The sequence below is a fragment of the Streptomyces sp. NBC_00510 genome (genome assembly GCA_036013505.1).
Lineage (GTDB): Bacteria > Actinomycetota > Actinomycetes > Streptomycetales > Streptomycetaceae > Actinacidiphila.
Map to the genome: position 1 here is coordinate 615,365 of CP107851.1, position 12,561 is coordinate 627,925.

The following is a 12,561-nucleotide window of genomic DNA, read 5'->3' on the forward strand; positions in this document are numbered from 1 at the left end:
CTCATTGCCATTGATACTGCTCGTTGGGCCGGGGCGAGACCGGCACGGTGACGCAGCCGAAACCGACCACGCTCGCCCCCGCGGCGAGATCCGTCACTGCGGGTTCGGCAGGTGTCGGTACGGGAGTGGGTGCGCCCGCGGTGACCGTCTGGGCGATGTCGAGCCGGGCCAGCCATTCCGAGCGGTCCAGGGGTATCTGGAAGCGCTGGATCAGGGCCGGGTCCCGGTGCCGCATGGTGATCCCGCCGAAGGCCGCGGTCCCGGCGGGCACGAGCTGGGCGGTCCGCCCGGCGACCACCCCGACGGCGTTGCCCGCACCGAGCACGGCGTTTCGGGCCGGCGGGACGAGGCGGGACGGGCTGCTGCGGAACGGCGGCTTGACGGGCGGGAACGGCCCCAGCTGCCGGCGGGGTCGCGGTGGCGGTGCGGCCGTCAGACCGATGACGGTCGCGGCATAGACCGTCTGGACGTACGCCGGGATCGAGCCGTTGATCCCGTCGCCGCCGGAGACGAGCTCGCCGCCGGGCAGTCGCCAGTCGTCGCGCTTGAGCAACTGGGCGAATGGCCATGGTCGCAGGGTCTCGATCATCGCGTAGGCGAAGCGGCACTTGGCGGCGCTGGCCGAGGCGACCGTGACCGGCGCCCCGGGGAAGGCCTTCGCCGAGCAATCAGCGAGTTCGGCGAAGGTGGCCTCGGCGATGGTCCAGGTGGCGCAGTTCGCCGCGGACAACGGATAGAAGGAAGTGGGCGCGTAGCTGATGTCCCCAGCGCTGAGCAGCGCGGTCTCGTCGAGCTGCGCCCGGCACGACATCGCCTCGACGACCGAGGACCGCGAGGCCAGCCGGGCCAGATCGGCGAGCGCCTGCTCCACCTCGTTCTTGAAGCCGAGCACCAGCCAGTCGCCGAGCGCGGCCTGTTGCACCTCCACAGCAGCCCCGGCGTCTTGCAACGACTGGACCACCGAACTCATCTCCAGGTACGCGTTGTACTGCGCGGAAGTGTGCAGCCCGTCCTTGTCGGTCACGTACAGAACCCGGCGGGCGGCGTCGAGTTCGGCGGCTTCCGCGTCGGTCAGCGCCCGGCGGGCGAAGTCCATCCGATCGAGCACCGCCGACATCTGCTCCCATAGCGGGGCACCCGGCCCGAACGGCTCGGCCACCGTCCCTTTGCGGGGGACCAGGTTCGCCATCCGCACGAGTTCCGCCTCAGGGCTCGCCTCGAGGGTGGCGAAGAGCGGCAGGATCGCGGTCGGCGTGAACTGTACCGGTGCGGCCGGGACCACGGCGAAGCCGTCGTACGACCGCCGCTGGTCTATCCACGCCGCGAGGGCCACGTGCACACCGAGCGGTTCCACGTCACTCACCGACCCACTTCTTGATGTCGGGCGACGGGTCGGCGGCCTTCGGGATCTTGGTGCTGATGAATGCCATCAGCTGGATGCCGTTCATCGTCACCGAGGAGCCGTCGAACGTGAACGACTGCTCGCTCGCGTTGTTCGTCTGCCCGTACTTGCCGCCGACGCAGAACGGCCCGATGCCGACGAACCCGCCGCCTTCGATGTGGTCGGCGTGCTGCTTGACATGCGCGGCGACCTCGCGGCTGTAGACGGTCACGTTCCGGGTGAACAGCGCCGCGGTCGGGTAGGCGATCATCGCGCCTTCCGGATGCTCCGCGCCGTTGGAGTGCAACGGCGGGTAGCCGAGCAGCTCGAAGCCTGACTTGGGCCTCCAACCACGCGCCCAGAACCAGTTCGCGTTGAAGGCCGGCCGTACGATCTGCACTTGGGTGTAGTCGAACTTGATCCCGAATGACTTACCGGTCATGTCGACCTCGAAGTCTTCGCGGCCGCCGCCGCCGGCCGCGCCAACGTTGAAGAGGCCGAGAGAGAAACCGACCGTGGCGCTGCCCTGCCGGGTGGAACTGGTCGACGTGGTGCGCGACTCGACGTGCTGCTCCTCGTAGACCGCCCAGTTCGGGTTGCGGGCGAAGCTGCCGGGCACGACCGTCGCGGGGAAGAACGGATAGCCGAACGAGCCGCTGACATTGTTGTCGATCTCAACGACGTCGCTCTTCAGCCGGTTCCACCAAAGCAGCATCGAAGTACCGAGAATATGGTCAATGGTCGCGTGCGCCGTCTCGATGTCGTTCTTGAATCCCCGGCCCACCCATTCCTGCAGGGCCTGCTTCGCCCGTGCCCGGTAGACGCCTGCGCTGCGGTTCCACTCGATCCGGTCGGCGGCGCTGCCGGTCTGCGAACGTGCCAGCCGGGCGGCGTAGTCGATGACGGCGTTCTCGTACTTCGTCCGGTACTCCTCGTACGCAAGGGTCGCCTTGGACGGGCGGATCTCCTTGGTCTTCTCGCCTGTGAGGAAGTTCTCGACCTCGACCTCCTCCTGCAGAAGCGCGCGCATCCGCTCGATGATCTTAAGTTCGTTCTCGGTGAGCTGGTCGTCGGCGACCTCGCAGTTGTTCAGCGTGTCCGCGTAGGTCTGCGACAGCGTCCGTCCCGCCTGTGCGTAGACGACCTGGGTGTGCTTGTGCTTCGAACTGGGATCGCGCTTGCGCTCCCACCGGGACCCGCTGCCCGGACTGTCCAGCGGGATGAAGTCGACCATGCGCGACCAGTTCTCCCACGTGCCGAGAAGGTGGCCCTGGTACATGGCCTTGGCCTCCGCGACCGCCTGCGCCTGGTCCATCCCCGGCATGTCTCCCTTGATCGTGTCGACAAGTGTCTTGAAGAAGGGGAGGGTCAGCGGCGACGGACCGGCGAACGGGCCCGCAACGGCGAAGTCGAATTCGGACTCGTGCAGGACCATCGCCGGCATCAACCAGTTGATGATCGTGTTCTGCGGGATCGGCAGTTCGACGTCACCGCCGGTCAGTCCAGCGTAGAGATCGTCGATGACGATGCCCATCAACTCGTCCAGCCTCATGCCCGTACACCCTTCTCGAGCCGACTCTCCCGTGCGCCAATTCGCCCAGTCTGTGCACGAACGTGAGGTGCACGCTTCCGGGAACTCCCTATCAAATCCGAAATCCTTGCAACCGCCGGAGATCAGCACCCGGGTCAAGCCTGGTCGGACACCGAGCTTGCGGTACACCCGGGGCCAGTGCGCCTCGACGGTCTTGCGTGACACGAGCAGCGATCTGGCGGCCTCTTTGTTGCTCATCTCGCGGCCGACCGCCCGAGCCACCCGCAGTTCCTGCGGTGACGGCCGGTCGACCACCTGATTCGTGCCGAGAAGCACTTGGCGCCGGGTGGCGGCCAGCTCGGTGGCCGCCTGCCGGGCCCACGAGACGGCGCCCAGCGACTCGAACGCCCCGTACGCAGCCGGCAGCGGCTCGCTGGCCATCGCCGGACACGGGAACCGGCGCAACGATTCGCCCCGGCTGAGCCAGGTGCGAGGCCTGCTCGAATGGCATCGCCAACCGCCGATGCTCTTCGTCGGCCCAGCCGAACCAGGACATCGCCATATCCACGGTCTCGGCAGCATCCCCGTGCACCGGGCCGAAGCGGCCGCCGGCCAGGCCAGACCAGTGTGCCGGGGCAGCGGTCTGTAACCAGGCGACCACCTCCCAGCCTGCCGCGGGTTGCCTCCCCGCAGATGCGCCTCGGCCAGATCCGTGGCGACCGGCACCACACCGGGATTGCCCACACCGTGCTGGATGGCGTCGCCGAACGCCTACTCAAGATGCGTGGCGGCGTTGTCGTAGTCACGTTCGTCCAGTACCGCCAGGCCCAACGCCCCCGGCAGGTAGACCTTGAGCCCGCCCACCCCGTACGGGCCGACCTCCCGCCGGGCGCGCAACACTGGCTCGTCACAGCCAACCTGATCGCCGCGCAACGCCGCCATCCGGCCAGATACGCCAAGCTGATGCCCAGCACGCTGACCTGACCGGATTCCTCGGCCGCTCCAGAAGGTGGGGGGACGGACGGACCCCGACCCGTCCTCTAAGCGAATCTAGCCTCCATCAGACCCGAAGCGGTTCAGGGCCGTCTTTCTACACTCCCCTTCCCGGCCCCGCCGCCTGTGCCGTGACGGCGCCCCTCGACAGCGCCTGATCGAGGCGGTGCGGGCCGGTGACGACGGGCGTACGCTGACCCCCGCCATGCGGGCGTTGGACCGGCGGGAACAGGTCCCTGGTCCACGCCTCACCTCGGGGTAGGGGGTCCAGGTGACACTAACCGAACTGTTCCGGTACGCCGACGGCACGCTGGATGGTGATCCGTGGCCGCTCGTGCGGGAGTTGGCCGTAAGCGGTGATCGCTCGGCGGCAGCGTCCGTGCAGGCCGCGCTGGAAAGCTACGCGCGCGAGCGCAACTGGTACGGCCGGGACCTGATGGCACATGTCTTGGCCGGACTCTCCGGGGCCGAAGCGTTCCCGCTGCTCCTGCGGGTCTACGCCGGCGCGCTGCGCAGCGAGGACGACGATGACGGGGAACAACTGGGCATGGCGTTGAGCGCTGTCATGCGAGCCGATCGGGCCGAGTGCCGGGCCGTCATCCTCCCGGCGCTCGCCGGTGACGATCCCGATTTGCGCAGAGCCGCGCTGTGGGCGCTCCGCGACGTGTTCGAGACGCCCGACATGGGGTTGCTGCGCGAGGCGCTGGCCGACCCCGATCCGACGATCCGACGGACCGCCCTCAACTCACTGCCGAGCGTGAAAAACAACGCACAGACATATGAGCTTGTGGTCACGGCCTTGCAGGATCCGGACCCCTGGGTCCGGCACGATGCCGTGCTTCTGCTGGCCTGGTCCGCCCCTTCGGCGGCCGTCGATCACCTGGTTCCACTTACCTCCGATCCCGCCTGGTACGTCCGTTCGGTGCTGGGCGAGGCGGTCGGCCGCAGGGCCGCGAATTCCGATCGCGCCCCGGCCGCGGCTGCCGCCCTGCGTGAACTGCTCGCCGACTCCGAACCGTCCGTGCGGGCCGGGGCCGCCCGCGGCCTTGGCAGCCTGGGTGTGTCGCTCGATGCCCTGCGGTCCAGGACGGACGACCCGGACTGGTGGGTACGCGCCGCAGTCGCGGATGTCCTCGCCGCCAGTCTGCCGCACTGGCCGCCCGCACGTCCGCTGCTAGCCCAACTAACCAACGACACAAATCCGACCGTGCGCGAAACAGCAGCAAAGGCACTCCGCGCCCAACTCGAGTTCTGACTCAACTTCTGCCGTCCGTGACTGTGGGTGACCGGTTAGACCTCGAAGAGGACCTCCGCTTGCGGCGCGATCGGAGGGTCAAGGACGTCGCGAAGACGGGTGACGTCCTGGCGCCACTTCGAGCCGTTCACAGCTTCGGCCCACAGCTCGGCGAGTTCGGACAGCTCGGAGAGCACGTGGTCCAGAGCGTCGACGGCGAGCGTTCGTAGGTCCGCGGGCAACTCCGGTAGCGGCTCTGATGGTCCGTAGTTCGAACACGCCGGCTCGCCGTCAGGGTGCTGTGCGACGACCAAGGCGGCAGCGGCCACCGCTCGCTCGCCGTCGGAGGTATCCAGGTAGTCCGCAGGATCGGCTGCGCGTTTGAGTGCGCCGCGGATCACGGATACGCGTTCTTCCCATGCTGCCTCGTCAAGGTCACCCCCGAAGTCGGCGGCGGTGTCGTTGTCGAAGGGGCCGATGTCCCAGGTGCCCATATCTCTCCTCGCGTGGCCGTCTGGAGATCGTCGCACTGGCCACCGACAGCGAGGCCGGGAGACAACCTGTACCCGCTTGCGGCGCAGGAGCACCGTTGCGTGCTGGCGCGCTCCGTGCCCGTCGCCGTCGCTGCTGCTGTCGCCGGGTGCTGGGCGCTGGGACTGTGCAGCAGAAGCTGACCGTTCAGCGTCGTTGGGTGGCGGGCGGCTCAACGGTCACGACGGGACTGTCAGGCGAGGGCGCCGGCTGTTCGATTGCCGAGAAACCCGATCTGCCGCGAGTCGGTGACGTCGGTCCAGTTGCGCAGCGAGGCGGTGCGCGCACCATGCGCTGCTTCGCGGTCGTAGAAGAGGGTGGATCTGTAGACCTTGCCGTCGTCGGAGATGACCTCGCCGTCCTCGTGATCGGGCCCTTGCTGCAAGAGGTCGACGACAACCGTCCGACCCGGATCGTGGGCGCACTTGCCCGCAGCAGATCGGTGGACTGAACGACGATGCTTGACACCACGGAGTCATGATCGGTCCTCAGGCAGCTTGGGGAAGCTGCGGCACCGTCACCTCGGTACTGCCTTCGAGCGGGGATGGTGACCCGCCAACCCGCGTACCTTCCCGGTCAGAGCACTGCCCGGTCCCGTCGGTTCGCCAGGGAGATCAGGCCGTCCCGGCATACCACTCCCCCGCATACGCCCGCAGCGCCAGCACTACCGCCTCCGCGCCCCCCGGCAGCCGGTCGATCCGGTCGATCCGGTCGATCCGGTCGATCCGGTCCAGAACGTAGTCCCGGTGACCGTCGATCAAGTGCCTGGGATGAGCGGAGGCATGCGCGCCCGGCACCCGCACGCGCACCGACATCGCCGCCGGCCTGAACCCCCGCAATCCGCACCGGAACTCGCCGGTCCGCGATCCGGCGCCAGCAGCTCAGTCAGGGCCCGCCGCACCCAGACGACAATGCGGATCCACTGTCACCTGCAACCACGAGATCATCCCGGTGCTGGCCGGAGGTAACTCCATGTTTGCTTGCGATCGCTACATTCCGCTGAGTAAAGTTCGGTAAAGCACGGGTAATTTGAACGAGCATCAGGAAGCACCAGACATGACGAACCCGTTCGAGGACCAGGAAGCCACTTACCTGGTGCTGGTCAATGCGGAGAAGCAACACTCGCTTTGGCCGAGCTCTGTCGATGTCCCCAAGGGCTGGGATATCGCATTCGGCGAGGCTGCACGACAGGACTGCCTGGACTACGTCGAGCGCTCTTGGACCGACATGCGGCCCAAGAGCCTGGTCGATGCCATGGGCGGCAACTGAACGCCCCAGGATGTGCGGTCCGTTGAATCGCAGCGGACCGCACTCGGGGCCGAGCAGCCCCGGGCAGGGTCCGTCGCACGCGCTTCACAGCTTCGCCGCCCTCCGAGCTCTGAGGCGGCTCCCCGGTCCGCCGCCCGGGGACTGAACGTAGACCACAGGTGACCCGTACGGGCGCCGAACTGTTCACCCAGGCCGGATTCAAGGCAGCGGAGACTCGTTCTTCTGATATCAGCGAGAACTCACCACATCTTCGCAGACGGTTATTAAAGCTTCGCTGGTCGCCACCCGGGTGGGTCCAGCATGACACCGCGCTCGCGGCCGGACCTCCGAGAGCCGAAACAGGATGCGTCGGCCACTTCTGTCGCTGACGGATGCCGAGTCCGCGCAGCACAAGATTTTGCGCCGTTTTCTCGCTGGATATCAAGTACACGGGGTATGCAAAATGCCTAACCATGCCAAGATGGCCCTGACCGCGGCTCAAAAGGGCATCTGGTACGCCCAGGCACTGGATCCGGAGAGCCCGGCCCAGAACATGGTGGAATACCTGGACATCGCCGGCCCTCTGCAGCTCGGCTTGCTGGAGAAGGCGTTCGGCCAGGCGCTGGCCGAGGCCGAGTTGTCGCATCGGCGGTTCGGGCAGGGCGACGATGGGCCGTGGCAGGTGGCCGAACCCCTGCCTGACTACCGGTTGCCCGTGATCGACCTGCGGGAGGAGTCCGAGCCGGTGGCGGCCGCTGAGGCGTGGATGCGTGCCGACGCCGCCCGCCCCGCCGATCTCGAACACGGCGGAATCATCACCTTCACCGCGCTCCTGGTGCGCGAGGACAGGACCGTGGTGTATCTGCGGGCCCATCACATCGCGGTGGACGCCGTCGGGTACGGGGTGTGGCTGAACCGGGTGACGGAGATCTACACCGCCCTCGAGGAGGGACGAGACTGCCCGTTCACGCCGTTCGCGACCCTCGAGGAGATCGTGGCCGACGATGAGTCGTACCGCGGGAGCGAGCAGTTCGCGCAGGACCGGGCGTACTGGGCGGAGCGGATGGGGGACGCGCCTGAGGTCGTGACCCTGGCCTCGCGGACGGCGTCGGCGTCTCATCATTCTCACCGCCGGACCGCCGTGGTGTCGGCTGAGGTCGCTCAGTCGCTTCGACAGGTGGCCCGCGCGTCGGGCGTCGCTCTGCCCGCCCTGCTGATCGGAGCCGCCGGGCTGTACGTGCAGCGGGTGGCGCAGGTGCAGGACGTCGTGCTGGGACTGACCGTCACGGCGCGCAAGGGATCGCGTGTGCAGGGGTCGGTGGCGAGCATGGCCCAGGTGCTGCCGCTGCATATGCGCATCACGGCGGGCATGCGGCCGGGTCGCAATTGAAGCTCAATGGTTCGTTCATCTTTTCACCAAATGCAACACTCCGGTGAGCGCAAGATCATCGGCAGGTCTATTGTGCCCCAACCTTTGGGGCTCTCACCGGTACTCAGGTCTCACGTCGCGACATGACGGAACGCCAAGTGACAGGCCGCACCGCACTTCGATCCCACCCTGAACGACGTGCTAGCCTTCATCGGCTTCCGGCGTGAGATCTGACGGCAGAACTGGTCCGCACACTCCGCAGGAACGGCCGGCCAAGGAGATCCGGCGCGCCACACCGGCGGTGCTCGGCACCTTCCCCAACCCACCGCGCATCAGCTGGTCGGTGCCGTCCCGACCGCAAAGAGTGGCGGAAGGACCGAAGCCCCCCGCTGCATGGGCCACGGCCTCCGGCTCATGAGGACGCGGCGAACCACCCGACGGCACGCTCGCCGGAGCCTTCGCGGAATCGTCCCTGACTGCTTCGGGACAATCGGAGCCCCCGACGCCGACAACAGAGAAGAGAAGAGACGTGATGCACCGCCCGGCCAGTGGGACGTCGCTTCACCCCTGGTTCCGACAGGTGCGGAACTGCCGCGCCCCACGCCTGCGACTCATCTGCTTCCCGCACGCGGGAGGGTCGGCCAGCTTCTTCCGTTCCTGGGCCGGACTGGTTCCCGACGATGTCGAACTGCTGGCCGTCAGATACCCGGGGCGGGAGGACCGCTTTGCCGAACCGCCGGCCCAGCGCATGGAGGAGCTCGCCGAGCCGATCGCTCAGGCATGCGCGAAGCTCACCGGCAGTCCGCTGGTGTTCTTCGGCCACAGCATGGGCGCTTCCGTGGCATTCGAAGTCGCGGCACGCCTGACGGCGGCTCCCGTCGCGACCGGACTCGAGGCCTTGTTCGTCTCGGGTCGGCCCGGGCCGGAGAAGATGCGGTCCCGGAATCTCGCCGACGCGAGCGACGAGGAACTGGTCGAGGAACTGGTCGCCATGAGCGGCACCAACGCGGAGGTGCTCGCCAACCCGGAGCTCCGGGAGCTGTTCCTTCCGATGATCCGGGCCGACTACCGGCTCCTCGACGCGTACGAGGCCTCGGTCCCGCTGCCGACTCTGGCCGTTCCAGTCGTCGCCTACTACGGCGACCAGGACGAGCACGTCGACGAGGACGCGGTGAACGCCTGGTCCGTGGTGACCCGGTCGGGCTTCGCCACACGCTCCTTCCCCGGCGGGCACTTCTACCTCGAACAGCACGCGGCACCCCTGGTCGCCGACCTGTTCGCCCGCCTCGACACGAACGCACCGCACCCGGACCAGGGCTGACGCGCGGAACAGGCATGAGTCTCGGTTCCGGGCGGCGGTTCAGGCCGAGGAGCGCTGCGCCCAGTCCTGGTCCAGGCGGTCGGCCAGGCCCGCGGCGGTAAAGGCGGTCTCCAGGTCCTCGCGGCCCTCGGTGAAGTGGGCCCAGCTGTCGTGGTGAACCGGGACGACACGGCGGGCGTCGAGGATCCGGGTGGCCTCGGCGGCCTGCGCGCTGTCCAGGACGATCAGATTGCCGTCGAAAAGCATGGGAAAACGAGGTGCGCCGGCGAACAGGATCGCGGTGTCCACCGGGGCGAAGCGCTCGGCGATCTCCTTGACGGCGCCAAGGGATGCGTTGTCGCCGCTGACGTAGACCGTGGGAAGGCCCTCTCCGGTCAGGACGAAACCGACGACCTGGCCGGTGAAGGGCTCGACCTCCTCGCGCGGGCCGGGGCCGTGGATGGCGGGGACACCGGTGACGGTGACAGTGCCGCCGCCCGGGCGCTCCAACTCGACCGTCTCCCAGTCGGCCAAGCCCTTGGCCTTCTGCCCCAGGCGCTCGCCTCCGCTGGGGGTGGTCAGCGTGAGGGGGACGTCGGCGAGCAGGGCACGGCCGGAGGTGTCCAGGTTGTCGGGGTGCTCGTCGTGCGAGAGCAGGACCACGTCGATGGGGCCGAGGTCGGCGGGGGTGCCGGTGGAGGGGGCGGTCTTGGTCAGGACCGGGCGGCCGGGCCGGCCGTAGTCGCCGGGGCCGTCGAACGTCGGGTCGGTCAAGAACCGCAGGCCGCCGTACTCGAACAGGGCGGTCGGGCCGCCGTACGTGCGGACCGGGAACTGATCGGCATTGAGCTGGGACATCACGTCTCCCTGATTCCTCACGCAAAAGATCTGCATTTAACGTGACACCAGGCTAAGCAGGCTTCACGGAAAAATGCAACCGCTACCATGAGAACCATGGACGACACCCTGGCCACCGACACAGCGCAGACCGCTCTGCCCCCAGCTCCAGGTGCCGACCAGTACCGCTCCCTGGACTTCGCCGACACCGCCGCGACCCTGCCCGCAGGCCAGAGCTACGACCTGCTCGCCACCCCCGGATCCGCCATGCACTGGCTCGTCGCCCACGACCTGGCCACCCCGGACGTGCAGCTGTACGAGGTGTGCGCACAGCGGATGCGCACGCTTCGCGCACACGTACGCGCCCTGTTCGCCGCCCGCGTCGACAGCACCACCCCGCCCGAAGACTCCCTGCGCGCGGTGAACGAGGCACTCACGGCCGTACCCACCGCTCCCCTCCTCGCCTGGGACGGGGCCCAGGGCCTGCGCCGCATCCAGGCACACCCCACCGACCGGGCCGTCAACCACGCACTGGCGACCCTGGCCGCCGACGCCGCCGACCTGCTCACCGGTCCCGACGCCGGCATCCTCGCCGCCTGCGGCTCCGCCCCCTGCGACCGGTTCCTCATGCGCACCCACGGCCGGCGCCACTGGTGCTCCATCCGCTGCGGCGACCGCGCCCGCGCCGCCCGTGCCTACGCCCGGCGCAACAGCGCCTCGGGCTGACGCGCCCTCCAAGCCCCCACCCCGGGCCCATGCCGGACCCTCACGCCGCTCCCGCGTCCGACGCGGACGGCATCCAGCCACCAGAATCCCTGGATCAACGCCGGTGGTCGGCCCGAGTACGAGGGAATCGACGGCGCGGTCACCGGATACGTCATCGACGGCGACCTCCGCGTCGACGGCAACGTTCTCAACCTGGAGCACGGCAGCCCGTCACCGATCGTGCTCGGCAACCGGAAGTCCTCCTCACCGACGGCCACGCAGCCGGTGAGGACCTCCACCTTTCGGACGCCGGCCTGCACTACGAGCACTTCATCGACCAATTGGTGCGGGGGCTGCCCGGGACACGCGGCGGGCGCAACGTCACGCCGCTGGAGGAGCTGCCGCACAGGCAGTAATGATCGTCCCAGAGCTCCCTCGCCCGGCAGCGCGTTCGGGGATCCGCCAACTCGCCGCCCCCGCCCGCGCACACCGAAGCCGCGACCGCGACCACGGCCTGTCGGGCCGCCACTCCGGCCTGACGAGCTCAAAGTCAAGGCCGATCGCCTCCTCCGCCGCAGAACGCACGGCAAGGGGACGAACATGACGGCTGGCTGATGCTCGGTGAGGGTTTCCGGCGTCGTACGTCACACGGTCAGCGGTTCGAGCAGCCGGGCCGCATCACAGGTGCCAGTCAGGCGTTCGTACGGGGCGAGCAATCGCCGGGCTACGCTCGACCGGGCGAGTCAGCCGTGGGGCCGGCCCTGGATCAGGAGTCGATGCGACTCCTGCAATCCTGGTGGCAGGTCGTTCGGCGATACCCACTTGGCCTCCAGGACTTCAAACGAGTCGAGCTCCAGGGAGCCGCCGACGAGCTCGGCGGCATACGCCACCTCCACGCGCAGCTTGTAGCCGCTCTTGAGGTGGACCACCTCGCCGGCCTTGACGTCCAGGCCGGTCTCCTCACGTACCTCGCGGGCGACGGTGTCGCGGAAGTCCTCACCTGCTTTGGCGTAGCCGGTGGGCAGGCCCCATTGGCGGTCTTCGGGCCACAGGCGGTGGCGCAACAGCAGCACGCGGCCCTCGGCGTCGCGGACAACGCCGGTCACGCCGACCATGTATTTGCTGTTCGTCAGCCACAGGACCCGCCACTGCAGGGGCCCCCGGATGATCCGCCACAGTCCAGCGATGATGCGCTTCACGCCATGCCTCTCGGGAGCTGGGCCGCCAATGCGTCCCGCGTAAGGGCCACGATCGCGCATGGAAGGGTGGCCTTCCAAACATGTGGCTACGTCGGCCGTGTACGCCGCAGACCCCCCTCCCGGCCCGGCCGCGTGTGTCGTGACGGCGCCCCTCGACAGCGGCCTGCCACGCCCCGGCAAACCCCTCAGTCAGCCATTTCGGCCAGGTCCAGAGATCACCCGTGCCGCGGGTC

13 protein-coding genes are annotated in these 12,561 nt (G+C 68.4%); 6 read left to right on the forward strand and 7 right to left on the reverse strand.

Going from position 1 to position 12,561, the window contains the following annotated elements:
• Nucleotide 1: 1 nt before the first annotated feature.
• A complete protein-coding gene (locus OG937_02870; protein ID WUD70696.1) occupies nucleotides 2–1,363 on the reverse strand; it encodes a hypothetical protein in 1,362 nt (453 codons plus the stop codon).
• Nucleotides 1,356–3,353, reverse strand: a complete 1,998-nt coding sequence (locus OG937_02875; GenBank protein ID WUD70697.1) for a helix-turn-helix transcriptional regulator — start codon at nucleotides 3,351–3,353, stop codon at nucleotides 1,356–1,358. The genes OG937_02870 and OG937_02875 overlap by 8 nt, the downstream gene beginning before the upstream one ends.
• A 252-nt stretch (nucleotides 3,354–3,605) precedes the next feature.
• Here OG937_02875 and OG937_02880 point away from each other — a divergent pair, with 252 nt between their 5' ends.
• A complete protein-coding gene (locus OG937_02880; GenBank protein ID WUD70698.1) occupies nucleotides 3,606–3,896 on the forward strand; it encodes a hypothetical protein in 291 nt (96 codons plus the stop codon).
• 280 nt (nucleotides 3,897–4,176) lie between these two features.
• On the forward strand, nucleotides 4,177–5,160 hold the full coding sequence (locus OG937_02885) for a HEAT repeat domain-containing protein (protein WUD70699.1): 984 nt from the start codon (nucleotides 4,177–4,179) through the stop codon (nucleotides 5,158–5,160).
• Between the two features lie 35 nt (nucleotides 5,161–5,195).
• Here OG937_02885 and OG937_02890 read toward each other — a convergent pair whose 3' ends face one another.
• From OG937_02890 to OG937_02900, 3 genes are all read right to left on the reverse strand, one after another.
• The gene (locus tag OG937_02890; protein WUD70700.1) at nucleotides 5,196–5,633 is read right to left on the reverse strand and encodes a DUF4259 domain-containing protein; all 438 of its coding nucleotides are present in this window, start codon (nucleotides 5,631–5,633) and stop codon (nucleotides 5,196–5,198) included.
• A gap of 230 nt (nucleotides 5,634–5,863) precedes the next feature.
• Nucleotides 5,864–6,055, reverse strand: coding sequence for a hypothetical protein (locus OG937_02895; protein ID WUD70701.1), 192 nt, complete (start codon nucleotides 6,053–6,055; stop codon nucleotides 5,864–5,866).
• 229 nt (nucleotides 6,056–6,284) lie between these two features.
• Entirely contained in the window at nucleotides 6,285–6,485 is a 201-nt protein-coding gene (locus OG937_02900) for a hypothetical protein (protein ID WUD70702.1), read from the reverse strand.
• Between the two features lie 241 nt (nucleotides 6,486–6,726).
• On the opposite strand from OG937_02900, the gene OG937_02905 reads away from it, so the two are divergent.
• From OG937_02905 to OG937_02915, 3 genes are all read left to right on the forward strand, one after another.
• Nucleotides 6,727–6,939 (forward strand): MbtH family protein, encoded by a 213-nt coding sequence (locus OG937_02905; GenBank protein WUD70703.1) that lies wholly within the window; start codon nucleotides 6,727–6,729, stop codon nucleotides 6,937–6,939.
• Between the two features lie 460 nt (nucleotides 6,940–7,399).
• A complete protein-coding gene (locus tag OG937_02910) occupies nucleotides 7,400–8,308 on the forward strand; it encodes a condensation domain-containing protein (protein WUD70704.1) in 909 nt (302 codons plus the stop codon).
• 559 nt (nucleotides 8,309–8,867) lie between these two features.
• Nucleotides 8,868–9,608: an alpha/beta fold hydrolase gene (locus OG937_02915; GenBank protein WUD70705.1), complete on the forward strand. Its 741-nt coding sequence runs from the start codon at nucleotides 8,868–8,870 to the stop codon at nucleotides 9,606–9,608.
• A gap of 39 nt (nucleotides 9,609–9,647) precedes the next feature.
• Here the strand turns inward: OG937_02915 and OG937_02920 are convergent, their stop codons facing one another.
• On the reverse strand, nucleotides 9,648–10,445 hold the full coding sequence (locus tag OG937_02920) for an MBL fold metallo-hydrolase (GenBank protein ID WUD70706.1): 798 nt from the start codon (nucleotides 10,443–10,445) through the stop codon (nucleotides 9,648–9,650).
• Between the two features lie 96 nt (nucleotides 10,446–10,541).
• On the opposite strand from OG937_02920, the gene OG937_02925 reads away from it, so the two are divergent.
• The gene (locus tag OG937_02925) at nucleotides 10,542–11,150 is read left to right on the forward strand and encodes an ABATE domain-containing protein (protein WUD70707.1); all 609 of its coding nucleotides are present in this window, start codon (nucleotides 10,542–10,544) and stop codon (nucleotides 11,148–11,150) included.
• Nucleotides 11,151–11,872: 722 nt separating this feature from the next.
• On the opposite strand, the gene OG937_02930 is transcribed toward OG937_02925, so the two are convergent.
• On the reverse strand, nucleotides 11,873–12,328 hold the full coding sequence (locus tag OG937_02930) for an NUDIX domain-containing protein (GenBank protein ID WUD70708.1): 456 nt from the start codon (nucleotides 12,326–12,328) through the stop codon (nucleotides 11,873–11,875).
• Between the last annotated feature and the right edge of the window lie 233 nt (nucleotides 12,329–12,561).